Origin of the sequence: Paenibacillus oryzisoli, from assembly GCF_001653565.1 — a bacterium.
In the GTDB taxonomy this organism is placed as follows: Bacteria; Bacillota; Bacilli; order Paenibacillales; family NBRC-103111; genus Paenibacillus_E; species Paenibacillus_E oryzisoli.
Genome location: NZ_LYPB01000050.1, coordinates 266,143 through 292,463 on the forward strand (window position 1 = coordinate 266,143; position 26,321 = coordinate 292,463).

Here is a 26,321-nt window from a genome sequence, read left to right on the forward strand (position 1 = left end):
AATTCCTTGCGTAAAAAACGGATTTTGCTATTATCCGAGGGCTTCGGGAAAGGTCATACACAAGCTGCTCATGCGCTGTCTGGCGAGCTACGCCAATCCTCTTCAGACATGATTACACGCGTGATTGAGCTTGGCGCTTTTTTGCATCCTACCTTTGCACCTTGGGTCTTCTCGGCATACCGCCGCACGGTAACATCTCAACCTAGACTGTACGGTATGCTCTATCGACATCATTATGATAAAAGGCCGAGTCGCGTAGCCAGTCTCGTGCTGCATCGGTTCTTTTATTCACGAACAAAAACCGTTATCAAGCAGTTGAAACCTGATTTGATCGTCTGTACACATCCATTCCCAAGTATTATTGTCTCTAGGTTAAAACGCGCGGGACTGGATATCCCTCTCTTCACCGTAATCACCGATTACGATGTTCATGGGACGTGGATAGACTCTGCCGTAGATAAATATTTGGTATCCACTCCCCTTGTCAGGGAGCGCCTAATGGACTGCGGCGTTCAGGACAAGCGTATCGAGGTGACGGGCATTCCAGTTCACCCTAATTTCCGCAAAGCGCATAGCAAAGAACATATCCGTCAAGAATTTGGTCTCAAAGCTATGCCTACCGTTATGGTCATGGGCGGCGGCTGGGGTGTTTTTAAAAAAGAGGAAAAAGAAGAAATGCTGACTTATTTAGCAAGTTGGAGCAAGGATATACAGCTGCTGATCTGCCTCGGTACCAATGAAAAAGCACGCCTACAGTTGCTGGAGGAAGAAATCTTCCGTCAGCCCAATATCCATCTCATTGGCTATACCACTGAGATCAGCAAGCTGATGGATATCTCTGATTTGCTGGTTACGAAGCCAGGCGGAATGACCTGCACAGAGGCGATGGCCAAGGGTATTCCTATGTTGTTCTACAGTCCGATTCCTGGACAGGAAGAGAAAAACTGCACTTATTTCCAAGAAAATGGATACGGTCAGCGCATCACATCCCTCGCCATGATTGATCATTGGTTTAAGCTGCTGCTCGATCAATATCCCGAACTGACTAAACGGAGAACAGATATCCGTCAGGGCTACAATGAGGAAGAACGAAGCTGCGCAACAGCGATCATTGAATACCTGGAGCAGTCGGATAAACGTTCCTATATTCAGGCATCATCAAAAACACCGCTCATACAATGGTAGTATCCATTGTGAGGGCGGTGTTTTGCTATGAATCCCATTCACCGATTCGGCAAGCAGGCAATCTTTGCTTACTTAGTGATCTGGTTTGTCGGCAGCCTATGGATGATGGCCGTGCTTGGCAGCGCAACCTTTGAACGCAAGATCATGGGCATTGATTTCGCCATCTATCATGAGTATGCCATCTTTGGCTTCGCAGGGTCACTAGGTGGTGCTTTATATGGTTTGCGCATGTTCCACGAGCATTACCAAGAGTTGACCACGCAGTGGATCTACTGGTATCTCATGCGGCCAGTGCTTTGCTTTGGCTCTGCGATCATCACGATTATTCTATTCGAAAGCGGTATTATGCTGCTGCAAGTGGATGACTCGATGTCAGCGCGTATCAGCATCGCCTTCCTGACGGGCTATGGGTACGGGAAGTTCATGGAGAAGCTGCGTGACCTAACTTCGACATTCTTTAATGGGAAGAATACCAATGGAACGAACGGGAATGGCAACGGGAGTGATACGCCTACGAAATGAATGAGCGATAAGGCTGGAGCAGGGAAATTGAAGTTAGCTCGGCTAGTAGAGCTGCGAAAGGTGCTAACTCGGGCTTACGGGCCGGTGTAGATGGAAAGGCCCTTGTCAGCGCTCTAGGCGATCGCACCAGAACTACAATAACTGGAAAACCTCCAGTTATTTACGACCAATTTTCACTTTAATCAAGATTACATGTAAAAAGTACAGCTATTTTCACCAACTTCGATCAAATCAACACTTTCCACCTTAATTAACTGTAGAAAATCCAGCTAATCTCCGGAAACAAGAAAAAACCTCTGTAATAGATGGAGAAAGGCCATCTAATCAGTAATCTTAGCTAGTTAGGTGTAGGAGCGGAGGTTGTGGATGCAAGTTTCTGCAGTTGGCGGAGTGAGGTTTGTGGAGAGTAGATAGATTGTGGCGTTTGGGGTGTGTCTCCAAACGTAAAAAAACGCCACCGCGCGAAAACAACCGCGGTGGCCTTTTGCATTAGGGTGCATCGAACGTATGCACCTTGTTCCAGTTCACACCACCGCTGCGGGTGGTGTACATGACGCTCGGCTGCTCATTATCATTCGTGATGAGCCAGCCGCTATTCGCGTCTGCCATGCCCAGCAGCAGCTCGCCATACCCCGTGAACGACTCCGTGCCGTTCACCCAAGTCTTGCCGCCGTCCTTCGTCCAACCGACGGAGTTCGGCTTGTCGCACGCCGGGCAGCTGCCGCCCATGAATGCTACGTCGGGGTTCACGACGTAGAGAGGGCCGGGCTTCGAGCCCGTGTTCTTCGGCCCCGACGTATCCCCCACAGGGAATCCAGGGGCCGGGCCGCCGCCAGCCGTGCTGTTCACCAGCACGGTTTGCCAGGTCTTCCCGCCATCCCGTGTGTGGAACAGCGAATACGACGTTTGTGTCATCCCCGATTCCCCAATCAGCTCAATCCATGCGTCATCCGCGCCTGCGGAGCGAATGACGTTGCCTGTCAGTGTCGCCACGGTTGGACGGGACATCGCGGTTTTCCAATTTTGCCCACCATCTTGCGTCCGCAAAACCTCGATCGTATCTTTCACCTGTCGAACGGCCCAGCCATTCTTAGCATCATGAAAGTATGCATCCCCTTGTATACCCGTAGGTACAGGCAATTGTGCCCATGTAACACCGCCATCCACGGTCTGTGCATTGCTGCTATAAGCTTCCTGCTTCGTTACGAAGTGGAGGAACGCTTGATTCGGAACGGTACCCACTGCCGCCCAATGCGCACCGCCATCATGCGTACTTAACAGCTTGCCCGTCCCTTCTTCCGTTGCCCAAGCATCCTGATCATTCAAGGCAAATAGCTGTCCAACTTCTCCAACGCCCGTATACTGTACCTTCCACTTCCCGCCTCCGTCATCGGTATGAGCGATCCACCCTTTGCCGCCAATCCAGCCTTTCCCAGCATCCGCCAGCCTTAGCGCAGTTACCCCTTTCATTAGCGTCGTTGATCCCTCGCTGCCTTTGGTCGGCACGGTTGAAGGATCCGCTCCAGGTGTCGTAGTCGTTGTCGCAGGAGTTGTCGCTGTCTCCGAAGTAGCTATTGCACTTGATATCGGTGACTCTGAAACCGTCACTTGACCACTCGTCTGACCTGATGATTTACAACCTGTTATAGCTATACTTGTTATGGCTAACAGCATCAGCGTTCTTTTTATCATCATCCATGCTCCCTTCACTTTCTTGCGTAGTTAATATTTCATAGACGTTACCTGGAAGAGAAAAGTTGAACATCCTTCCTAACCATCATCCCCTTATTCAGAGAAATTAGGCATGACTCACCCCTCTGAGGAATACAATCGTAAACAAGAAGGGGGACATTGTTAGGTTACGGAAAGGGAGGAGGATCTGTTGAAATTCATTTGGGGCAAAAAGGAACTCACCTTCATGATCATTCCGGGTGCCAACCGCCGTACGGTGAGATTCAAGCTTCCACACAGCTCTTTGTATATTGTGCCCAGTGTGATCCTACTTGTACTAATCGGGTTCTTCGTGACGATTTATATCATGAATACCCAATCCCATCAAACTCAAAACAGCATGCAGCAAGCTTTCGATGGACAAGAACGTCAGTTGGTTGATCAAATTACACATAAAACGAGTGAACTTGAGCAGCTGCAAATCGATTTGATTGACCTCGCACAGCAGGCTGATGAATTTAAGGTAAAGCTAGAAGAAATTAAGAAAATAGATCATGTGATTGAGCTCATGAGTCAACCAGAAACCGTAAACGGGACAAGCAAAAAAGTAGCAAGCACCCCGAGCACCAAACCCGTACATGGTACGAACGTAGACATTGGCGGGAGTGACGTACCTGTCTCGACGGATGATGTATCATCTTTAGTGAGTGATACGAAACAGGGGCTCTCCTCGTTAGTCGGCGATATTCATGCACTTCTCGAACACCTAAGTCAGTCCGAAGCCAAAATTAAAGAAGCAGAATTCTTACGCAGTATTACGCCCACCCTTTGGCCTATTTCCTCGCACAGTATTACCTCTGGATTCGGTATCCGCATCGATCCTTTCACTTCAAGGCCTTCCATGCACACAGGATATGATATTGATGGCGAATACAATGATCCCGTCTATGTAACAGCCGCAGGGAAAGTCATTGCTGTGGGCTTTGATGGGGAACTCGGCAACTATATCGTCGTTGATCACGGTAGAGGTATCGAGACGGAGTATATGCATTTGAATAAAATATTGGTAAAACGCGGAGAATCTGTAACAAAAGGTCAGCACATCGGTCTCGTTGGTTCTACAGGACGCAGCACGGGTTCCCATCTTCATTATGAAGTTCATAAAAATGGTATCCAAATTGACCCTAAACCTTATCTCATTTCAGATCGAAAGGATGAACGCAAATGATTGGAAGTTCCAGATTGAAACGGATTGATACCAAAAGTACAGATACGCTTATCGGCGCCAGTACGATCTGTGAAGGCAAAATCATGTCCGAAGCCAGCCTTCGTATTGAGGGTCAAATGAACGGCGACATTGAATGCGCAGGTGACATCACTATTGGTGAGAACGCTGTCGTTCAATCGAATATCCATGCACGCGATGTAATTGTTGCAGGCAAAGTGAAAGGCAACGTTTCTACGAAGGGCAAACTCATCGTGACAAGCTCTGGGGTTTTGATTGGGAATATTGATGTGCGGTCCGTCATTATCGAGGAGGGCGGTATCTTCCAGGGGAGTAGTGCGATGCACGCAGCTACGATGCCAGGCGAGAAAACCGGCAGCGGCAAGGTCATTGATGCCAAGGCGCACAAACAGCAAAAAAGCGAACAACAAGCTGCTTCTGGCGGGAATTAATTCGGTATATAAAAAGTTATGACGGCTTTAATATTTTTGAAATAAGACAAGGGTTATCCCTTAAGCAGTTTATTCTACTGCTTAAAGGATAACCCTTGTTATTTAAATCTACAATCATTTTGGACTGACGATTTACCTTTACTTGCTCTTGTGTGCCAGCATCTTCAGCAGAACCGTTACAGCCTCTGCTCTTGTTGTTTTACCATTCGCATCAAATTCGTTCGCTCCTTTTCCCTCTACAAAGCCAAGTTGCTTCACAGCTGCAACTGCGCCTCTCGCCCAAGCCGGAATATCCTTGTCGTCTGCAAAACCTGTTGCGATATTCGACTCAACGTTTAGACTGAGCGCATTCGCGATCATCGCTACCATCTCAGCGCGTGTAATTTCCTCATCCGGACGGAAAGAACCGTCCTCATAACCTTTAATGACCCCAGCTTTCACCGCTTGCGCGACTGCTTTCTGCGCCCATGCGCCGATCTTCGCCGTATCTGTAAAAGTCAGCTCCGCTTCTGCTTCTTGCGGCTTCAGGGCATTCATCAGCATGACCGCGAATTCCGCGCGACTCACGGTAGAACCTGGCTTAAAAGTGCCGTCCGGATAACCAGTGACGACTCCGCTGCTTACCGCTTGCTTGATGCTTGCCTCCGCCCAGTGTTCGGAGATATCGTTAAAGTTAATCGTCGGTTTCGTGTCCCCTGTTGGCACAGCTGCCGCTATGTCTACAGCGAATACCGCATATTTCGTAAAGTGATTGACATCTACGGTGATGTGATCGCCGTCAACCTTGCCGCCGACTTTCACCCATTCCTTCTTCATTTCGTCATAGTAAAATACAGATGGCTTCTGGTCAGCATTCAATTTTGTCGGTTCAAAAGTAAAAGTCAGAGAGACCGGCTTTTTAAAGTTCTCTGCGAAGTTTTTCAAAACCTCAAAGATCGGGCTGACTAGAACCTCTTTATTCAATAGTAGATTTTGCGTTTCCAATAGTTTTTCGATCGTTATTTTTAATTCTTTGTCTGTTGCATTTGCCGGAATTTCAATCTTAATCTCACCATCACCTAATTGAACCTCGCCTGCTTTACCTGTAGGAAGCAATAATTCACCATTTGCTGAGATTAGTTTGCTATCATCTGGTGGTGTTAGGTCACCACCACCGCCTCCCTGTGGTACAACAGACGCCGCTACTGCCGCCGTCGCTGCGCTTGTCACTGGCGTTCCAGCCAATCCATGGTTGTCCACGGGCGTCACTTCAAACTTCATCGTTTTCCCTTGGTCGCCGGCCACTGGCGTATACGTTGCACTTGTTGCTCCTGCAATTGCGGTATACGCTACGCCATCTGAGCTGCTCAACCATTTGTATGTGGATGTGCCTTCCGAGTCTCCAGCATCTGCGTCGCTGAACGTATGCGTGCCGGTCAATGACACTCCTACTTGAGCCGTTCCTGTAACGCTAACGGTTGTCGTTGGCGCGGTGTTCGGGGCTGGCACCGCAGCTGCTACTGCCGCCGTCGCTGCGCTTGTCACTGGCGTTCCAGCCAATCCATGGTTGTCCACGGGTGTCACTTCAAATTTCATCGTTTTCCCTTGGTCGCCGGCCACTGGCGTATACGTTGTGCTTGTTGCTCCTGCAATTGCGGTATACGTTACGCCATCTGAGCTGCTCAACCATCTGTATGTGGATGTGCCTTCCGAGTCTCCAGCATCTGCGTCGCTGAACGTATGCGTGCCGGTCAATGACACTCCTACTTGAGCCGTTCCTGTAATGCTAACGGTTGTCGTTGGCGCGGTGTTCGGGGCTGGCACCGCAGCTGCTACTGCCGCCGTCGCTGCGCTTGTCACTGGCGTTCCAGCCAATCCATGGTTGTCCACGGGTGTCACTTCAAATTTCATCGTCTTCCCTTGGTCACCAGCCACTGGCGTATACGTTGTGCTTGTTGCCCCTACAATTGCGGTATACGTTACGCCATCTGAGCTGCTTAACCATTTGTATGTGGACGTGCCTTCCGAATCTCCGGCATCTGCGTCACTGAACGTATGCATACCGATCAATGACACCCCTACTTGCGCGGTTCCTGTAATGCTAGCGGTTGTCGTTGGCGCGGTGTTCGGGGCTGGCACCGCAGCCGCTACTGCCGCCGTCGCTGCGCTTGTCACCGGCGTTCCAGCCAATCCATGGTTGTCCACGGGTGTCACTTCAAATTTCATCGTCTTCCCTTGGTCACCAGCCACTGGCGTATACGTTGTGCTTGTTGCCCCTACAATTGCGGTATACGTTACGCCATCTGAGCTGCTCAACCATTTGTATGTGGACGTGCCTTCCGAATCTCCAGCATCTGCGTCACTGAACGTATGCATACCGATCAATGACACCCCTACTTGCGCGGTTCCTGTAATGCCAGCGGTTGCTGTTGGCGGCGCTGTGTTCGGGGCTGCCTGAACGTTTTGCAAAATCGCTCCTCTGTACCCAGCCGCCACATATGTGCCGTTGCCGTAGGTGACGCCATCAAGAAGATGCGTGGTGCCCGGCGTGCGATTCGTCCAGCTCGCTCCATCACTGGAGGTCACTATCGTTCCCCCCACCACTACATATGTGCCGTTGCTGTAGGTGGCGTCAAAAAGATTTTTTGTGGTGCCTGACGTTTGGCTCGTCCAGATCACTCCGTCACTGGAGGTCACTATCCTCCCACCGTAACCCACCGCCACATAAGTACCGTTGCCGTAGGTCACACCATTAAGTTCATTCGGGGTGCCCGACGTGAGGTTTGTCCAACTCGTTCCATTACTGGAGGTTAATAACGTTCCACTATCCCCCACCGCCACATACATGCCGTTGCCATAGGTCACGCCATAAAGAGCATGCGTGGTGCCTGACGTACGGCTCGTCCAGATCGCTCCGTCACTGGAGGTCAATATCGTTCCACTGTCCCCCACCGCCACATACATGCCGTTGCCGTAGGTCACACCATAAAGAAAATTAAAGCTGTCTGACGTGCGGCTCGTCCAGCTAGCTCCGTCTCCGGAGGTCAGTATCGTCCCGCTGAAACCCACCGCCACATACGTGCCGTTGCCGAAGGTGACGTCCTCAAGTATTCTCGTGGTGCCAGACGTGCGGCTCATCCAGCTCGCTCCATCACTAGAGGTCAATATCGTTCCACTGTTCCCCACCGCCACATACGTGCCGTTGCCATAGGTCACGCCCTTAAGATCCTCCGTGGTGCCAGACGTGCGATTCGTCCAGCTCACTCCGTCACTGGAGGTCAATGTCGTTCCAAAAAAACCCACCGTCACATACGTGAGATTACCGTAGGTCACGCCGCGATGAGAATTTGTGTTGCCAGACGTGCGGCTCGTCCAGCTCACTCCGTTACTGGAGGTCACTATCCTCCCACCGTAACCCACCGCCACATATGTGCCGTTGCCATAGGTCACGTCAAAAAAATGATCCGTGGTGCCAGACGTGCGGCTCATCCAGCTCTCCCCGGCACTGAAGGTCAATATCGTTCCACTTAACCCCACCGCCACATACGTGAGGTTGCCGTAGGAGACGCCCTTAAGATCATTCGTGGTGCCCGACGTACCAATCGTCCAGTCCACTCCGTCACTGGAGGTCATTATCGTCCCACTTGACCCTACCGCCACATACATGAGGTTGCCGTAGGTGACACCATAAAGGGCATTTGTGGTGTCCGACGTGCGGTTCGTCCAGCTCACCCCGTCACTGGAGGTCACTATCGTTCCATTGCCCCCCACCGCCACGAACAAACTATTTCCGAATGTTACACCATTAAGAACATACGGGGTGTCCGACGTGCTCATCGTCCAGCTCGCTCCGTCACTGGAGGTCAATATTGTCCCACCGGAACCCACCGCCACATATGTGCCGTTGCCGTAGGTAACGCCCTCAAGATTACGCGTAGTGCCCGACGTGCGGCTCGTCCAACTTGCCCCGTCACTGGAGGTCAATATCGTTCCATCCTCCCCCACCGCTACATACGTACCGTTGCCGTAGGTGACATACTCAAGAGTATTACCCGTGGGCAACGGACTCCGAGTATCCCACTGATCAAAAGAAGCTGCCGAAGCCAAAATGGGAATAATTCCAGCTGCAATAAATAATACCGTGAATAAAAATATACAACGTCTGATCATTATTACTATCCTCACCTTTTCTTGAAATCTGAATATAGTCAATAAAATCATAACAACAGCGAGGAATAGATTTATTAATGAATTCTTAATGAAATGTAGAGTTGTATGCTACTCTTTCTTTTGGTGACTTGATATACTGTACAAAAGAGTCGTAACAATGGAGTGTGACACTAGTACTATGAACCCAGACAAAATTCTAATCGTTGACGACGAATCCGAAATCCGTCAGCTCATCCGTATTCACGTCGAACAAGCCGGAATGGAAGCTTTCGAAGCTGCATCAGGACAGGAAGCAATAGTGCAATTAAAGGGAACTCCTTTTAGTCTGATGATTCTCGATCTGATGATGGATGACCGAAACGGGTTCGAGGTCTTAAACTATCTGCGAGAGAATGAATCGGACCTGCTAGTCATCGTACTTAGTGCCAGAAGAGACGAAGAACACAAGATCACCGCACTCGGTCTTGGCGCAGTAGATTTCGTTACCAAACCCTTTAGTCCGATGGAACTTATTGCCCGTTTGCAAACCAATCTCAGACGACTACGTCCCAAGGCTCATCTCAGAACCCCTGTGATTAAACTGAATAATTTGGAACTCGATGTTGACAATCTACTCCTTATTAATAATGGAGAAAGATATACCTTGACTCAGATGGAGTGTGAACTCACTCATTTGTTTATGAGAAATCCCGATCGCGTGTTAACCAAAAGAGAAATCTATCAGCAAATCTGGAATCACGAAAATTATGATGATAACACGTTAAGCGTTTTTATGAATCGACTACGCAAAAAGCTAGAACCTCTATCCTCTTCTCCTCAGCATATTCATACTATCCGAAGTGTCGGTTATCGTTTTTCGGGAGATGGATTATGAAACTTCGTACTAAAATGTGGATTTCCGTCATTTCCAGCTACTTAGTAAGCCTGGTTGTATTCCTCATTCTCTTCAAATCTATAGCAAATATTGCTAATAACGGATACTCCTTACATATTTTGGACAATATTGCACATTCCGTACTGGAATCCGCCCAGGAGCAGCAAGTATTCAGTAAGCATGGAATTGAATCAGCTTTAACACCTTTTTCCAAGGAGCATCCGAAAATCCGCTTTGAATGGATCGCCTCTGATGGCACAGCGATATACGACTCTTCCGGCATAATGAAACATTATCAGTTTAAAGAACTGGCCGATCGTTTTCTCGACATGCGGTACACGCTATCGACCGACGGGGATCAGGTTACACTGGCCTATGCAGCAGAACAGAATGGGGAAACCTATTATTTACTAATGGGATTGCCTACTACTGCTTTAAAGCCGGGCCAAATGTATTTCTACATTCGTACCTTCGCAGTACTTTTTATTTTTGCATTACCTTTATTGGTCGCACTTTTAATACCTTACTTACTGTCTTCATGGTATTTCTACTCTATTAATCGACGTATTCACAAGTTAAATATGGCCTTGAATCAGGTTAACATCCAAAGTAATGATATGGAGCTCAAGGATAACTCAAAGGATGAAATTGGTCATCTCACTCGGCATTATAATGACATGACTCGAAGGATACGGACGCAAGTCGCTCAAATTGAGCAATTGGAGAATAATCGCAAGCTTCTGCTGTCTAATTTGTCCCACGACCTGCGAACCCCTCTAACCATGATGCTCGGCTATGCCGAGGTGATCCGAAACCGCCAATATAAAGATGAGAAGGAACTGCAGATCAGCGCTAAAATCATTCATCAGCGTTCCCTATACATGGACAAATTGCTTGATCAAATACTGGACGTCTCGCGACAGGATGCCGATACGTTGGAGATCCAGGTTTCCACTCATAACTTGTCTGAGCTCATTCGAAAGATCGCCTCAGATTACCTTCTCGTCATAGATGAACACGAATTCATGCTAAAAGTGGAACTACCGGAAAATGAAGTGTATGCCGATATAGACCCATCGCTAATTGAGAGGATGATCCGCAACCTGCTCGATAATGCCATTCGTTATGGGAAAGATGGGCATTATCTCCACATCGAGTTGTTTGAAGAAGAGCAAGCTGTGTGCATCACGGTGAAGGACAGGGGCAAAGGAGTTTCTCTGGAAGAACAGGAACGTATCTTTGAACGATTCTATCGTATAGATCGGGGAAGAAAAGGTGAAGGCCTTGGCATTGGACTTTCTATCGTGAAGGAAATCACGGAAGCGCATCATGGGAGCGTTCAACTGACGAGTATTCCCTATGAGGAGACCGCGTTTCAAATTAAGCTGCCGAAACGGGAAGAACCAAAATAAACGGCTACGCTGTCCTTGGAGGACGGGAGCGTTTATCGAGAAATATAGCCAACTTATTAAGATAATGCCCCACAATAAGAAACACCCAGTTAACCATCTGGTCAACTGGGTGTTTCTTATACTTTACTGCCCATGGTTAGAAAATTAAGTAGATGTAACGAGCCTTCTTATTTTCCAGCCTTCACTTCGGCCAGCAATGAGAGGTCCACGAACTTGCTCAAGTCCAGCTCCTCCGGCTTTATGCCTTTGATGTATCTCGCGTCGATGGACACTTTCGCCATCTCTTCCATCACTTTGACTTCAACGTCAGTGGTCAATTTGAGGCGGCTGAGCGATGCTTTAATCAAGCTTTTATCCATGCCTTTACCGCTGTATTGTTTCAGCTGGTTGTTAATTAGATCATAGGCTTGGTCAGGGCTGTTCTGAATGAAAGCAATCCCGTCCAGATTAGCTTTGATCGCGCCCTTCACAATCTCGCGATGCTTGGCGATAAAGACGTCACTCGCAACCATAATCACAGTTGGATAGTCGCCATTGTTTGGCGGGATCGCCTGCCAATCGGCAACGACTTTACCGAGCCCAGCCTTCTCAATCTGGGGGCCCCAAGGTTCTGGAACCAACGCAGCATCGATTTCTTTCTGGCGGAAAGAGATCAGCGTATCCGCCGGTGAGCGAACAATGAGATGCGCGTTTTCCTTGCCTCTGCCAAGCCCAATGCCTGCTTGCCCAAGCAGCAAACGCAGTGAAATTTCGTTCGTATTCCCCTTGGCTGGGATCGCGATGGTTTTATCTCGTAAATCTGCGGTCGTCTGGATACCTGAGTCCGATCTCGCTACCAGCACGGCACCGCCGTTGTTAGACCCAGAGACTACTCGGAAATTACCGCTTTTCAGAAAAAAGGTGGTCGCAGGTCCTGGCCCTACGAATCCAACGTCGATATCCCCCGTCGCCATCGCGATGGACAGATCGGAACCGTTATCGAAAGGTGTCACTTCGATTTTCACTTCGTCGCCCCATTCGCGGGCAAAGTAACCTTTTTCCAGCGCGATGTACGCTGCGGCATGGGTCACATTTTTGAACACACCGACTCGAACGACTTGTGGCTTGCCTGTTGCTGTCAGCTTCTCGTCACAGGCGCTCAGGAGAGTCATAGTGAAGAGTAGTAGCAGAAGTACTTTGACGCACTTTGTCATGACGCCCACTCCCCTACGACTTGGAGCCAGCGAGGCCGTAGCGCTCTAGCACTTTATCTTCTAGTTTTTTGAAACAGAAATGATCTGAAACTGTGCCTAGGACAGCGATAATAATAACGATACAGAGCATGAGCGAGGTGTCACCGAGATTCCGTCCATCCTGCAAAAGTTGCCCTAACCCCGCCCCTTTCGCAATCAACTCACCTGCAACGAGTGCCCGCCAAGCGAATGCCCATGCTGTACGTACACCGTTGATCAAATGAGGAAAGGAAGCTGGAATCATCACCTGTAGAAATAGGTTAAAGCCATTGCCCGTCCCCATCGTCTGAGCGGCGCGCAAATAAATCGGCGGAATATTCTTAATTCCTGTACGGCTGGCTAAGGCCATCGTCCATGTAGCCCCGAGTGTCGTGATGAAAATAACGGAGGTTTCGTTAAGACCGAACCAAATAATAGCAAAAGGCAACCAAGCAATACTCGGAATTGTCTGCAAAGAAACGACTAGGAAACCTAACGTGTCATCGAGCCAACGATATCTAGCGAATAGAAACCCTAACGTCGTTCCAATGACGAGTGACAAAGCAAAGGAAATGAGGAGTCGCAGCATACTCGCACCCGCTGCTTGCAGCAGCTCGCCGTGTACGATACCATCGTAGAAAGCTTGCAACGTCTGGGAAACCGAAGGAAATTTCCAGCCCCAGTCGAAAATTCTATATCCCGCCTCCCAAGCTATCAGAAGCAGTACCAGAAAAATCGTTCTTCTTAATGCTGTACTCATCGCCAGTCTCCTCTCTCACAACTTTCTCCAGCTCATCCGCCAGTGCGTCCATAATCAACGCTTCCATATGATGGAGCACGGAATCTGCGCTATCGCGAGGTCTCGCTGCTTTGACAGTGAACTCCTTCTTGATCGTGCCGGGACGTGTAGACATCACCAGAACCCGATCCGACAGGATGACCGCTTCGCGAATATTGTGGGTAATGAAGAGAATCGTTTTGCGCGTACGCATCCATATTTCTTCCAATTCTTTATGCAAAATAAGGCGTGTCTGCTCATCGAGTGCCGCGAAAGGCTCGTCCATCAGCAGTATTTCCGGATCCATCGCGAGCGCTCTGGCAATCGCTGCACGCTGCTTCATCCCGCCTGAGAGTTCATGCGGATACCTATCCGCGAAGCGGCTTAGATGCACGGCTTTGATCTGCTCCATAGCCATTTCATGGCGCTCTTTCTTGGCTATTCCCTTCTGCTTCAGGCCGAAGGCCACATTGTCGAGAACCGTCAGCCACGGGAACAACCCATGCTCCTGAAAAACAACGACGCGATCCGCGCCAGCGCCTGTTACCTTTTTCCCATTGACTTGAATACTGCCTTCAGACTGTGAATCAAACCCTGCCACAAGATTCAGAACCGTCGATTTCCCACAGCCTGATGGACCTAGCAGCGAGACGAACTCCCCTTTATTTATCGTCAATGTGATATCATCCAACGCTTTATAGCTGCCGCCGATGCGCTGAACAAACGTTTTGCTGACTCCCTTAATCTCGATCAAGCTCTCTCATCCCCTACGTTGTCGCACCCAGGATAAACGAATCCGTTGTCCTTTAAGGACAAGCGCGTTTACCAAGGTAGATGCGAAGCAAAAGTATAAACCATATACTTTCAAATCTACTTAGAATAACATTTTTAAGCCTGCCAAGCCTAACCCGATGATGAATCCACAAATGGCACCATTCACTCGAATCCACTGCAGATCGCTGCCGATCTTCTCTTCCATGAGCACCGTCAACTTCTCGTTGTCGAGTTTGTCTAAGTTCTCTTTCACCAGTTGGCCGATTTTACTGTGGTTTTGTTCTACATAGGAGGCGATCTGCTCTTGAATCCAGTTCTCGCCGCGATGCAGCATATCCGGGTTTTCACGGATGGATAGGAGCATTTTGCGTATGATCGGCACTACATGCCCAGGAACAAAGTCGGGCTCGTCGATGAAAGCTTCGGCTTTTTCTTTGAGTTTAGTGAGTAAATGCGCTAGCTTCTCATCGAGATCGAACAGCTCAGGAAGCTTGGCTTTTAGTTTTTCTAGTTCAGCTAGCAACTGTGGATTACGTTCTAACTTGTGCAGTTCGCTACGGATAAACGTGAGTACAGATTCTCGGCGCGGATGGTTTTTCGTACGCATTTGTTCGATGTAGGAGAGTACGAAATTCTGGATAATACCACCGATTTTCTCCTCGTTCACCATCCCGATAAAGGCATTCACAGCAAACGCCATAAAGCCATTGGACTGTAAGCCTTCAAACGCCTTGATCGCCATCGCGCCTAACTGATCACGTGTATCCGCTTTGATCGCCCAAGCAGCCACTTTGTCTAGGACAAAATCGAATGTCTTGCCGTCGTATCCGCCATCTTGGATGCTGTCCACGAGGGTGCGTACAAGTCGGCTTGCATCTACATCTTGGATCGCTTTATGAATTTCCTCTGCTAAGAGAGGGGTTAATTTCTCTAAGTCAATTGCTTGAAGCGCTTGCTTAGCGAGCGTAGTGAGCCCTTTGTGCAGGGACGCATTGTCCAATTGCTTGTCTGCCAGTTCTAGACCGCGCTCCAAGAACTGGATTTGCTGCAGGCGAGCACGAATCGTTTCTTTGGAGAGCAGCTCATTCTGCACGGTAGATACGAGCGCCTTCGTAATCTTCTCCCGATTGTTCGGCAGCAGCGCCGTGTGCGGGATGGGAATGCCCAGCGGGTGGCGGAACAAGGCGCTGACTGCGAACCAGTCGGCCAGACCGCCGACGACCCCTGCTTCGAAGCCGCCTTGCAGGAACGTGCCCCATACGGTATCAGATACTGGGATCGTGGCCAGAAAGCCCGCGCCCATAACACCAAGTGAAACCGTTGCTATATACTTTGCTTCTTTTTTCATCGTCATAACATCTCTTTCCTCGTGAGGTTGATGAATCATTCTTATTATTTTATCACATTTTGGAAAGAAACGTGGTAGCGGGGTTGGAAGGGGGGGGAATTGAGCACAGACTGCCACTTGTTTGAGGAGAACATACTCGTCGATGACGCAATGTTGCGCGTTGCGTAGCAGATTAGACCGAAAACAACCGTGAGCAGTAGTAGACAGAGACAACTGTTGCTTTACCGCCTTTTCGCTGCCGTTACTCCCCCCACATGTGTTGCATTTGTTTCAAACAAATTCATCTTACTTCCATGCTAGCAATACATTGCGCTATCACAGATGGTGAACCGTTGGTTTACTTCACATCCTACACTCCCTTGTACGAAATAACTGGATTTTATGTAGGTAATCTTGTGTATTTTCGCTCATTTTGGCATTTAAATGGAAAATATACAGGTAATTTCGCCAGTTTTCCTCATTTCCTTCTGATTGGTTCGGATTAGCTGTAGGAAATCCAGTTAATTGTCGTAGATGGGAGAATGTGCCAAGAATAACTGGATAAAATCCATCTATTTGCCAATTGGGTGATTGGGTTGGCGTGAGATGAGTGGCGGGTGGTGAGTAGTGTGAGTGAGTGGTAGGTGGTGGTGAAGGGTGAGCGGTGAGAGTGCGTGGTGAGAGTGCGTGGTGAGAGTGCGTGGTGATGGAGTGCTGGGTGATGATGTAGGCTGATGAAGTAATGAGTGTTGGAGTACTGGGATGAGTGACGAATGGTGGAGTAGTGAGTGACAAGTTAAAGGAGAGCAGACAAATGACGCCCCCTATCCAGTACATCGTATAAAAAAATAACAAAAAAGGGAGCCATCCTCGGCTCCCACTAAATGCATTCTTAACGCTCGCCTTCCCACTCTGCATAGAACTGCCCCAGATATAGCTCCATGAAGCGATGCCGCTCCTCCGCGAGCTGCCTCGCGTAGGCCGTATTCATAAGCTCCTTCAGCTTGAGGAGCTTCTCGTAAAAGTGATTAATCGCGGTGTCATTGCCCCCGCGATACTCCGCCTCCGTCATGTGCTCGCGCGCGATGACGGAAGGATCATGAATCGGGCGGCCCTTCCAGCCCGAGTAGGCAAACACGCGCGAGATGCCCACCGCGCCAATGGCATCCAACCGGTCGGCATCCTGCACGACCTGGCCTTCAAGCGTGCGCATCGGCGGCCGCGCGCCGCCTTTGTAAGACATCGTGCTGATAATCTCCAGCACGTGTTCGACCTGCGCCGCCGGCGTGCCGCTGGCGGCGAGCCAAGCCTCCAGCTCGCGCTGCGCCGCAGCTGGATCGGCGTTAAGCTTCTCGTCGACGACGTCGTGAAGCAACGCCGCAAGCTCGCACACGAAGCTGTCAGCGCCCTCTTGGGCGGCAATGCGCTTCGTCGTCTGCACCACGCGATAAATATGCCACCAATCGTGGCCGCTACTATCGCGCTCTAGCTTTTCCTTCACGAGCGTCTCCGCCGCGAGTAAGATCCGTTCTTGTTCCATCATTTCTTCTTCTTCCTCTTCCCTTGTCCTGACTTTCCTTCTTCCAGCTTCCCCTGTCCTGACTTACCCTCTTCCAGCTTCCCCTGTCCTGACTTACCCTCTTCCAGCTTCCCCTGCCCTGACCTACCTTCTTCCAGCTTCCCTTGTCCAGACCTATTTTCATCTAGCTTCCCCTGTCCAAGCTTATCCTCTTTCGCACTCTCGTCACTCAGAATATCCCCACCAGATACTCCCTCATCAAGACTTCCGAGTTCTCCCGCGATCTCATTCCCCGCATGTAGCTTAAGCACAGCCACTCTACCCTCATCCGTTTTCTTCGGTTCAGGTACCTTCCCATCGATCTGTTTCTGTATGATTTTCTTGAAATTTTTACCGTATTTATCTTCAAGCTTCGTTCCCATATCCTGCTGAAGCTCCTGCAACACGACACTGCTGCAAAAATGATTATACAACAACTCCACCATCGCTGGATGCTCGGTGATCATCGCCACTGTGGGATCTTCGACGCCGCGCGTGCCAATAATCGCCAACTTGCGATCAATCAGGATCGCGAACTTCCGCCCCTGCTGCCCCTTCAACCCATCTCCCCGTTTACGAGCAAATGGGTAGAAACCTGCTCCCGAATCGCGTGTCGGCATGACGATGACTCGTACGCCATGCGCTGACACCTCGCGTATATCATCTCTCAGCAGCTTCGCTTCTTCTGGGGACAGATCACAAAACGCTTCCTCTTTCGCTTTCCTCAGCTCCGAGCGAATACGCTCCATTACCTTGATTTCACCTTCCAAGCTAAAGTACTCAGACATATGCGTCTCTTGTTTAGGCAGATGCTCTTTCACATAGCGGATGGAGGCTTGCAGCTCCGCTTCCATTCGCTCGCCGATTTCCTCAATCGGCACGCTTTGATAGACGGTCGGTTCACCATGACTCGTAAGCACGGCGCCTTTCTCTGCAAGCTTTTGTAGAGCTGCATATACGTTCGAACGCGATACGCCAAGCCCCTTAGCGATTTCATAGCCAGTTTGCGTGCCACTTACTGCTAATACGTGCAGACACTTAGCCTCCAGATCCGTGAAGCCAAGGTTTTTCAAATGCTGTAGAACATTCTCCATGGCGCATCTCCTCTCAATATCCCTATTGTAGCATGATCATAAGCATAGTCGTATCGTTTCACAGTACGTTACCCCCAAAATTTTATATTGACAATGATAATCATTATCAACTAATATAATGGAAGTTAATAGGCAGCTTTTTTGTAACCTTTATATAACCTATAGGAGGTCCACTATGTCCAAAATTATCATCGTATTCGCAAGCATGTCTGGCAATACAGAAGAACTCGCAGAGGCAATTGCAGCTGGAATTCAAGAAGCAGGAATCGAGCCTGTTCTCAAAAACGTCATGGATACGAACGCGAGTGAGCTTGAGCAATATGAAGGTGTTCTCCTCGGTGCATATACGTGGGGGGATGGCGATTTACCAGATGAGTTCGAAGATTTCTATGATGACATGGATGACATTAATCTGGAAGGACGGAAGTTCGGCGTATTCGGTTCTGCTGATTCTTCTTACACGTATTACGGCAAAGCCGTGGATACTCTTGAAGAGAAGTTAGCTGAAATTGGCGGGGAGAAAGTATTCGATGGCTTCAAAGTGGAACTTAATCCGTCCAAGGATGAGAAGCTATTGTGCCATGAGCTAGGTCTTAAATTTGCAGCAGCACTAAACGTTTCAGCCTAAAATATAGCAGAGGCACCCTGCGCACATTTTTTGTGCGCTAGGTGCCTCTGCCAGCGGGATCTCCCTAGTATGTATAAAAAACCGGATCACAGCCTCCGCGGCCACGATCCGGTCCCTTTCTTACAACGTCTCAACTTCAGCAATCTCGATGTACGTCATGCTCTTCATCTCATCGTATACTTCGGACGCATATTTGCGATCCACATACACGATGAAATTCAGTTCCTGCAGTTCTTTGTTCAATTCTTTGATATGAACACTTTTCATTTTGTAACCTTTGGCAATAATCGCTTTAATAATGGTCGTTAAATTTCCCTCATGAGAAACAATGAGACGCACACGAAGATCCTTCATTATCAGCGGTCTTGGCCCTGTCTTTTTAATAAAATACGGTAACACGATTACACTAATGAGAATGAGCATAAGTCCGAAGAAGGCTTCCACGTAAAATCCCGCTCCAACTGCAATCCCGAGTCCCGCAGCTCCCCAAATCATAGCAGCCGTTGTCAAACCAATAATGACATCATTGTGCTTACGCAGAATAACACCTGCGCCGAGAAATCCAATTCCGCTTACTACTTGCGCCGCCAACCTCATGGGGTCCATCACGTGTAAGCCCTGTACGGCATATTTATTCGCGGATTCAATGGACACAATTGTTAATAAGCAGCTGCTTAAACAAATGACAAGTGACGTCTTCAGTCCAAGTGGCTTATTCCGAATTTCACGTTCCAATCCAATAATTAATCCAAAAATTGCAGAAATCCCAAGTTTCATTAAAATATGCAAATCTACTGTAAACTCCATCATCACTTGCTCCCCTTGTTAAGTAACCTTTACAATATCTTAACAAAGTAAAGAAGTAAATAACCATTTGTCAAATGGGAAAATGTTTATGCCCTAAACCAAAAAGCCCAAGAAGAGTTAGGCAACTCCACCAAGGCTTCGTTCGTTAGATTCGGAAGCGATAGCCTGCTCCCCAAATCGTTTCAATATATTGTGGATTCGACGGGTCCTGCTCCACTTTCTCACGCAGCTTACGGATATGCACGGTCACTGTGGCAATCTCCCCCATGGCATCCATGCCCCACAACAGGTCAAACAATTGTTCCTTGCTGTACACCCGATTGGGATTCATCGCAAGATGCGTCAGCAGATCGAATTCTTTGGTTGTGAACATAACCTCGCGTTCATTCACAAACACGCGCCGCGCTGTTTTATCAATCATCAAACCGCGAATGCGAACCTCATCGTTCTTCGACTCCCGACGTCCCATTAACCTTTCGTAGCGGGCCAAATGGGCTTTCACTCTAGCCACCAGTTCACTTGGGCTAAACGGCTTGATCATATAGTCATCGGCGCCAAGTCCGAGTCCACGTATCTTGTCGATATCTTCCTTCTTCGCAGATACCATGACGATTGGAATGTCCTTCACACTTCGAATGCGCCGGCAAATTTCAAAGCCATCCATAATTGGAAGCATAAGATCGAGTATCACGAGATCATAGTCAATTGACAGTGCCCGCTCAAGCCCACGCTCGCCGCTAGTTTCAATATCAACCACATAACCGCTAATTTCCAAGTAATCACGTTCTAGCTCAGCGATACTTTGTTCATCTTCTACAATCAAAATCCGACTCATCCTTCGCTTCCCTTTCCCTGATAAAGTGGCAGAGCCATAAACACGGTAGTGCCCATCCCCAGCACGCTCGTTGCGCCAATGCGCCCACTATGCTCCTCGATGATTTGCTTTGCAATCGCCAGACCTAGTCCACTGCCTCCTGTTGACGTATTACGCGAAGGATCAGCACGATAGAAACGATCAAAAATATGCGGAAGCGCCTCCTCGGAGATCCCCTGGCCCCTATCCTTGATTTGAATAACAGCGAATTCGTCTTGCCTCACAACGCTTAATGTAATCTGGCAATTGCCTTCTTCACTATATTTAATTGCATTTTCTATTATGTTTAGAAGTACGCGTCTAAGCTTATCACGATCGGCCGTAACTAGGATCGGTTCTTGTGGCAGATCGGTCAGCGTGAACTGAACTCCTTTTTTCTCCATATCAAATTGTAATTCCTGCGCGCAATCCTGCACATAGTTCCCTAGATCGACGGTTTCGAATTGAAACGGTACTTTGCCCAGATCCAACTTGGAAAATAGAAACAGCTCATCAATCAGCCGATCCATGTCCACCGCTTTGTTATAAATAGTTCGAATATACTTATCCAGCTTATCCGGTGAATTCGAAACACCATCCATGATACCTTCTACATAGCCTTTGATTGCCGTCACTGGTGTTTTCAAATCATGGGAAATATTCGAAATGAGCTCCTTGCGATTCTCCTCATATTGGAGCTGCAGCTCCACGGATTTCTTCAGTTTGCGGCGCATTTCCTCAAATGCCACGCTGAGCTCGCCAAGCTCATCCTTGCTCTGTGGAACGATTTCGAAGTCCAAATTGCCTTCTTTAATGTCTTCAGCCGCTCGCTTCAAAGCGCGTAAAGGCCTAATAATACTGCGGGAAACGAAATAGGTCAGCACACCGTTGGTAGCGATGAGAATGAATATAAACGTTAAGAAAACCGTTTTGGAGAATTGGAGCAAATATTTCTGGAAAGGACCGCCATTTAAGAATACGAAGACCGTTCCTTTACTTTGATCCGAAAATAAGAAATCCTGTTGTCTAGTTATCCACAGGGAACCTTGATTCCGTTGGTATTTCCCCGGTGGTGTACCGTAAAGTGGGAGCTGCGAGGTGTCTCCTGCCTCTTTATCCTTCAGATAGGAAGATACATACGTAATGGATTGATCCTTTCGAATGATCAGGCCCATATTAATTTTGTGAAACCGCTCGTTCAAATCCTTCACAAACTCTTCCTGTAAAAAAGCATCCGGCTCTGTTTCAATTTTGGCCTTGATATAAGCCATATTTTCCGCTTCCTGATCAATAACACGCTTAATGGGGTTGCCATGCTGTGAAAAATCGACATCAAAGACAGACTTCAAATTTCCGAAAGTGGCGATGCTGATCAGAATGACGGCTAGCCCAAAGAGCACAAGCGGTACAAGCAGCATGGCAATATAGGACAGGACTAGCCGTACGCGAATCGACATCGGGTTCAGAGCTCCTTTTTTTGTACTTCTCATGGCTAAAGTCATGAAATTCTTGGGTAGTCTCTTCCATCGAAGAGAAATTTACCAAGCTAACCCTGTCGTTCCGACAGTTAGTTTAATGGGATTATACGGCAATCAATCTCTTACCTTCGGCAAGTATATTTAGACTTGCATTAAAGTCTCTATTATGATGCACTCCACAAGCGGGACAACTCCACTCTCGCAAATTTAGGTTTTTCACATCTAAATGTTTGTAACCACAGCAGGAACATAGCTGTGAAGATGCATATGTTTTACCCACAGCCACAACTGTGCGACCATACCATCTCGCTTTATATGCAAGCATGATGTGAAACATCGACCAAGATACCTCGCTAATTGACTTAGCTAATTTATGATTTTTCATCATATTAGCTATTTGCAAATCTTCAATCGCAATGATGTCGTGGTTTTTGACAATATACGTTGAAATTTTTTGCAAGTAGTCTTTACGAGCATTCGCGATCTTTTCGTGGATACGTGCTACTTTCATACGTTGCTTCTTCCAATTGCTACTGTCTTTAATCCTACGTGACAGTTTACGCTGTTCGCTTGTCAGTTTCTCTTCAAGCACGCGAAAGAATCTAGGGTTGCCAAACACTTCACCACTGGATAGAATCGCGTAATCTTTCAGACCCACATCAATGCCAACTTCTTTGCCTGTTATAGGTAATTCCTGAATTTCAACTTCAGTCAGTACAGATACAAAATATGTACCTGATGTATTGCGTTTAATCGTAGTGTTGACGATGCGACCTATGACTTCACGACTTTTAGCAAATTTCACAAATCCCAATTTAGGCAATTTGATTTGATTGTTAACAATTTCAATGTTTCCATTTGAGTAATTGGTTTGGTATGACTGTATAAGATTTTTCTTACTTTTATATGCAGGCGCATCGCTTTGTTTTTTAAAAAAGCGATTGAAAGCAATGCTCAAATTTCTTAATGCATTTTGTAGTTAAAATTTGTCTGGTTCTTTTAACCAAACTAATTTTTGTTTTAATTTTGTCAGTTCTGCGGAACATGCTTCATAACTTAAACCTTTGCCTGTCTCTTGATAAGTGTCGTTCCATAGGGTAAGAAAATAATTAAACACAAAGCGGCTACATCCAATCGCCTTGTTAATACGTGTGGCTTGTTCTGGCGTAGGGTAAATACGGAACTTGTATGTTTTGTGACGTAGCATGATGAAAATAGGTCTCCTTTCATCTTTACATGTTCACTCATAATAGCACATATGTTCGTATAGTTAAATCATTTAGACTAATACTCCTTTTTATCAAACAAATAATAACCTGCTGTAAAAAATAGTATACTGCACGCTATCAAAAACATAAAGATCGAGTAAATCTTGCTCGTCACCATTGAACCGCCAACCCATAGCATATGCCAATCCATGTAGGCTGTTGGTGAGTACGTAGCGATCTGCGGGAGGAAGAACGCCGCTACCTTGAATGCCAAGTATAGCAAGATGCTGACCGTCAGCGCAGAACTGCTGCTCGAGAAGAATTGTGCCAGACATACCGCGGCGATGCTTAAGACTAATAGAGGTACGAAAGCTGCGCTGTAAGCAAGTAACCAATTAGCGAGTGTACCGATGCCACCGAAATGCTGAAATAATAGTGCAGAGAGCACCGATGCGACAAGAGCTACGACTAGATATAGGGCGATATAAATGGCCAGTGCTAACTGTTTGGATGCAAATACCTTGAAACGGGAGAGGGGGCGGGTTAGGATATTTTTCATCGTACGGTCCCCCATCTCACCAGAGAACACATCAGCGGCACCCATGAACACGAACAAGGGCAGGAAAATCGTCGTGAACAAGCTGAGCATGACAATAGGAAAGTCCTTTGCAGCGATTGCGCCAATACCGATACCATCCTGAAATCTCGAAAGCAAGATGCCCGCTAGGACGGGGAGCAGTAACGTGACGGCTAGAAAGAAGATGGTTTTCTTCTTGTAGGCTAGTTTTAGTGTCTCATTCCAGACGTTAGCCGTTAAAATGTTAGGCATTGGCCGCAAGCCCCCTGACTGCTTGAATTTCACGTAGATAGGCCGCTTCTAAGGAAGGGCTGCCTTCGATCAAATCAACGACGAGTCCCTCTCGGACGAGCTTTCCTTGATGGATAATGCCAATACGATTGCACATCAACTCCATTTCGTGGATGAGATGGGAGGAGATTAGGAATGTAATTCGTTCCTCTCGTGCTAACTGCAAGATGATTTCACGAATGTGAACCATACCTTCAATATCTAGGCCATTCGTCGGCTCATCCAGAATGAGAAGTTCCGGCTTAGCGAGCATCGCGGCTGCTAGTCCAAGTCTTTGCTTCATGCCCAGCGAGTAACCCGCTACCTTCTCATGCTGAAAAGGGGTCAAATCCACAATCTCGAGCACTTCGTCTATTCGCTGCTTGCTCACACCTTGGTACAATCTCGCTGCCTGCTCAAGGTTCCTCCTACCGCTCATGTACGTGTACGCTTCTGCCGTTTCAATCAATACGCCGACTTTCGCCATCGCTTGCTCGTACTGCGTTTTCACGTCGTAGCCGAACAGCTTTACCTCACCTTGCTGCGCTTGTGATAGGCCTGTCATGATCTTCATGACGGTTGTTTTTCCCGCTCCGTTTGGCCCAAAAAAGCCATAGATATCGCCTCGCTGCACTGTCATATTCACTTGATGGATACCGCGGAGGTTGCTAAATGTTTTTGTTACATTACTGAGTTGGGCGACGTGATTCATGCCGTTCCGCCTTTCAATAGAGAAATGAGGAAGAGGGCCGAGGTTGACGGCTCCTCTTCCGAATGTTGTTTACTTACTAAGCTAAGTGACTCGTGATTAGTTCTTGTCGCTCCACTTTTTGTGACCCGACATCTCATCGAACTTCACATTCTCGACTTGCTTGCCACTCAAATCAATGGTATCCGGCGTAGTCGAATTCAAGCTGGACAATGTCATATCAATGCTAAGCACGACATCGTGCTTAGCGCCTTGCTCATCTTTGCCAGACAAATGAATTTGTGCAGATTGGCTCGTAATGTGGTCATCGCTATCCACGCTTGCGTTAACTTCTACTTCATCCATGGAGATGTCGGAAGCAAGTTGTGGCAGACTATTCTTGAGAGTCCCAAGGTCAATCCCCAAAGTGTTCGCTTTCGCTGGCATTGGCTCATCTTTGGCCATCGTGCCATGTTTAATGAGGAGTGAGCCTACTGTGTTCACCACGGGAGAGATTTGGCTGCCGGAAAGCTTGAAATGAATCTCTTTGCCGTTCCCGGCTGCTTCGTCCATGGTGACGTAATTTTTCAAGTTGCCAACTAGAGCATCCACCACATTTTCCACTTCGCTAACCACTTCAGGGTTCGGTGTATGATTGCCTTTGTTATGCCCTTTGAACTTCGCTGGTGCGTTGTCACCTTCAATCACTTTGTACACGTCTGAATCGGCTGTTTTGATAATCTGCTTGCCATCTTGGCTGTAGAATTGAATCGTTTGCTGCTCCGCATCGCTGCTTTGAACCTGTACTTGCGCGCTTCCAACTTGATCCGCTCCACCGGTTTTGATCGTTGATTTCACCTGGAGCAAGGAAGCTCCATTGTCCTGAAGGGACACGTTCACTTGACGCGTGACGTTCTTAATCGTTGCTGTTTGTTTCACTGCGGTTTTGAAAGCTTCATACCCGGGCGCTTCGCCTACACCTGCATATACGGAAGTAACTAGCATCATGCTGCCAACTGCTACACCTAATCCCAACATCGCTAACTTCTTATTCATCTCGTCCTGCCTCCGCGTAATCATACGCTATCTCTAATTTGGCTGCGCGTCTTGCGCTTCCATATTGACTATCTTAGCCCCCAAGACTTAATTGCCACTAAAGAGCCTATTAACCTGGTCTAAAACAATTCTTAAATATTTCTAAACTGGGGGGGTGCAGGGCTTACGATGCAGGGAATTAACTAGTTGGCAGAGCTGGTGCATGGTGATATATGAGTGTGAAGAGTAGCTTCTTGTGCTTGTTAGGATTAACGTGGATTAGTGATTGCGTGGCGGTTCGTTGGAGTGACTAGTAAATGATGGATGCGTAGCGGTTCGTTGGAGTGACTAGTGGATTGGTGGCTGCTTGGCGATTTATTGGAGTGACTAGTGGATTGGTGGCTGCGTAGCGGTTCGTTGGAGTGACTAGTGGATTGGTGGTTGCTTGGCGATTTGTTGGAGTGACTAGTGGATTGGTGGTTGCTTGGCGATTTGTTGGAGCGACTAGCGAATAACTGTAAAAACTCCAGCTAATTTGGCGATTT

General features: G+C 48.0%; 21 protein-coding genes and 1 pseudogene. 7 read left to right on the forward strand and 15 right to left on the reverse strand.

The window, feature by feature from the left end; translation table 11 throughout:
* The first annotated feature begins 6 nt into the window (after window positions 1–6).
* Both A8708_RS09235 and A8708_RS09240 read left to right on the forward strand, forming a co-directional pair.
* Complete coding sequence (locus A8708_RS09235) at window positions 7–1,185, forward strand: MGDG synthase family glycosyltransferase (RefSeq protein ID WP_068663195.1); 1,179 nt, start codon at window positions 7–9, stop codon at window positions 1,183–1,185.
* 27 nt (window positions 1,186–1,212) lie between these two features.
* On the forward strand, window positions 1,213–1,707 hold the full coding sequence (locus A8708_RS09240; protein ID WP_068663196.1) for a hypothetical protein: 495 nt from the start codon (window positions 1,213–1,215) through the stop codon (window positions 1,705–1,707).
* A gap of 489 nt (window positions 1,708–2,196) precedes the next feature.
* On the opposite strand, the gene A8708_RS09245 is transcribed toward A8708_RS09240, so the two are convergent.
* Window positions 2,197–3,399 (reverse strand): YCF48-related protein, encoded by a 1,203-nt coding sequence (locus tag A8708_RS09245; protein WP_068663380.1) that lies wholly within the window; start codon window positions 3,397–3,399, stop codon window positions 2,197–2,199.
* A gap of 190 nt (window positions 3,400–3,589) precedes the next feature.
* On the opposite strand from A8708_RS09245, the gene A8708_RS09250 reads away from it, so the two are divergent.
* On the forward strand, window positions 3,590–4,606 hold the full coding sequence (locus A8708_RS09250) for a peptidoglycan DD-metalloendopeptidase family protein (RefSeq protein WP_239696612.1): 1,017 nt from the start codon (window positions 3,590–3,592) through the stop codon (window positions 4,604–4,606).
* Entirely contained in the window at window positions 4,603–5,055 is a 453-nt protein-coding gene (locus tag A8708_RS09255; RefSeq protein ID WP_068663197.1) for a bactofilin family protein, read from the forward strand. Before A8708_RS09250 ends, A8708_RS09255 begins: the two co-directional genes overlap by 4 nt.
* Before the next feature lie 138 nt (window positions 5,056–5,193).
* Here A8708_RS09255 and A8708_RS09260 read toward each other — a convergent pair whose 3' ends face one another.
* Window positions 5,194–9,204: an S-layer homology domain-containing protein gene (locus tag A8708_RS09260; protein ID WP_068663198.1), complete on the reverse strand. Its 4,011-nt coding sequence runs from the start codon at window positions 9,202–9,204 to the stop codon at window positions 5,194–5,196.
* Between the two features lie 178 nt (window positions 9,205–9,382).
* On the opposite strand from A8708_RS09260, the gene A8708_RS09265 reads away from it, so the two are divergent.
* Window positions 9,383–10,078 carry a response regulator transcription factor gene (locus A8708_RS09265; protein WP_068663382.1) on the forward strand — a complete coding sequence of 232 codons (696 nt, stop codon included), beginning with the start codon at window positions 9,383–9,385 and terminating at the stop codon, window positions 10,076–10,078.
* Window positions 10,075–11,490: a HAMP domain-containing sensor histidine kinase gene (locus A8708_RS09270; protein ID WP_068663199.1), complete on the forward strand. Its 1,416-nt coding sequence runs from the start codon at window positions 10,075–10,077 to the stop codon at window positions 11,488–11,490. The genes A8708_RS09265 and A8708_RS09270 overlap by 4 nt, the downstream gene beginning before the upstream one ends.
* A gap of 167 nt (window positions 11,491–11,657) precedes the next feature.
* Here A8708_RS09270 and A8708_RS09275 read toward each other — a convergent pair whose 3' ends face one another.
* From A8708_RS09275 to A8708_RS09300, 6 genes are all read right to left on the reverse strand, one after another.
* A complete protein-coding gene (locus A8708_RS09275; RefSeq protein ID WP_068663200.1) occupies window positions 11,658–12,683 on the reverse strand; it encodes an ABC transporter substrate-binding protein in 1,026 nt (341 codons plus the stop codon).
* Between the two features lie 13 nt (window positions 12,684–12,696).
* Complete coding sequence (locus tag A8708_RS09280) at window positions 12,697–13,461, reverse strand: ABC transporter permease (protein WP_068663201.1); 765 nt, start codon at window positions 13,459–13,461, stop codon at window positions 12,697–12,699.
* A complete protein-coding gene (locus A8708_RS09285) occupies window positions 13,394–14,233 on the reverse strand; it encodes an ABC transporter ATP-binding protein (protein ID WP_068663202.1) in 840 nt (279 codons plus the stop codon). Before A8708_RS09285 ends, A8708_RS09280 begins: the two co-directional genes overlap by 68 nt.
* A gap of 120 nt (window positions 14,234–14,353) precedes the next feature.
* Complete coding sequence (locus tag A8708_RS09290) at window positions 14,354–15,601, reverse strand: DUF445 domain-containing protein (protein ID WP_068663383.1); 1,248 nt, start codon at window positions 15,599–15,601, stop codon at window positions 14,354–14,356.
* An 871-nt stretch (window positions 15,602–16,472) separates the two neighbouring features.
* A complete protein-coding gene (locus tag A8708_RS09295) occupies window positions 16,473–17,123 on the reverse strand; it encodes an HD domain-containing protein (protein WP_068663203.1) in 651 nt (216 codons plus the stop codon).
* Window positions 17,120–18,232, reverse strand: a complete 1,113-nt coding sequence (locus tag A8708_RS09300) for a helix-turn-helix domain-containing protein (RefSeq protein WP_068663204.1) — start codon at window positions 18,230–18,232, stop codon at window positions 17,120–17,122. The genes A8708_RS09295 and A8708_RS09300 overlap by 4 nt, the downstream gene beginning before the upstream one ends.
* A 175-nt stretch (window positions 18,233–18,407) precedes the next feature.
* On the opposite strand from A8708_RS09300, the gene A8708_RS09305 reads away from it, so the two are divergent.
* Window positions 18,408–18,860 carry a flavodoxin gene (locus A8708_RS09305; RefSeq protein ID WP_068663205.1) on the forward strand — a complete coding sequence of 151 codons (453 nt, stop codon included), beginning with the start codon at window positions 18,408–18,410 and terminating at the stop codon, window positions 18,858–18,860.
* 120 nt (window positions 18,861–18,980) lie between these two features.
* Here A8708_RS09305 and A8708_RS09310 read toward each other — a convergent pair whose 3' ends face one another.
* From A8708_RS09310 to A8708_RS09340, 7 genes and pseudogenes are all read right to left on the reverse strand, one after another.
* Complete coding sequence (locus A8708_RS09310) at window positions 18,981–19,667, reverse strand: MgtC/SapB family protein (protein ID WP_068663384.1); 687 nt, start codon at window positions 19,665–19,667, stop codon at window positions 18,981–18,983.
* 145 nt (window positions 19,668–19,812) lie between these two features.
* Entirely contained in the window at window positions 19,813–20,502 is a 690-nt protein-coding gene (locus A8708_RS09315; RefSeq protein WP_068663206.1) for a response regulator transcription factor, read from the reverse strand.
* Window positions 20,499–22,010, reverse strand: coding sequence for a sensor histidine kinase (locus tag A8708_RS09320; RefSeq protein WP_239696614.1), 1,512 nt, complete (start codon window positions 22,008–22,010; stop codon window positions 20,499–20,501). The genes A8708_RS09315 and A8708_RS09320 overlap by 4 nt, the downstream gene beginning before the upstream one ends.
* A 91-nt stretch (window positions 22,011–22,101) precedes the next feature.
* Window positions 22,102–23,205: pseudogene (tnpB, locus tag A8708_RS09325) on the reverse strand (IS200/IS605 family element RNA-guided endonuclease TnpB).
* 77 nt (window positions 23,206–23,282) lie between these two features.
* On the reverse strand, window positions 23,283–24,035 hold the full coding sequence (locus A8708_RS09330; RefSeq protein ID WP_068663208.1) for an ABC transporter permease: 753 nt from the start codon (window positions 24,033–24,035) through the stop codon (window positions 23,283–23,285).
* Window positions 24,028–24,765 carry an ABC transporter ATP-binding protein gene (locus A8708_RS09335; protein WP_068663209.1) on the reverse strand — a complete coding sequence of 246 codons (738 nt, stop codon included), beginning with the start codon at window positions 24,763–24,765 and terminating at the stop codon, window positions 24,028–24,030. Before A8708_RS09335 ends, A8708_RS09330 begins: the two co-directional genes overlap by 8 nt.
* A 96-nt stretch (window positions 24,766–24,861) precedes the next feature.
* A complete protein-coding gene (locus tag A8708_RS09340; protein WP_068663210.1) occupies window positions 24,862–25,797 on the reverse strand; it encodes a hypothetical protein in 936 nt (311 codons plus the stop codon).
* Window positions 25,798–26,321 lie beyond the last annotated feature (524 nt).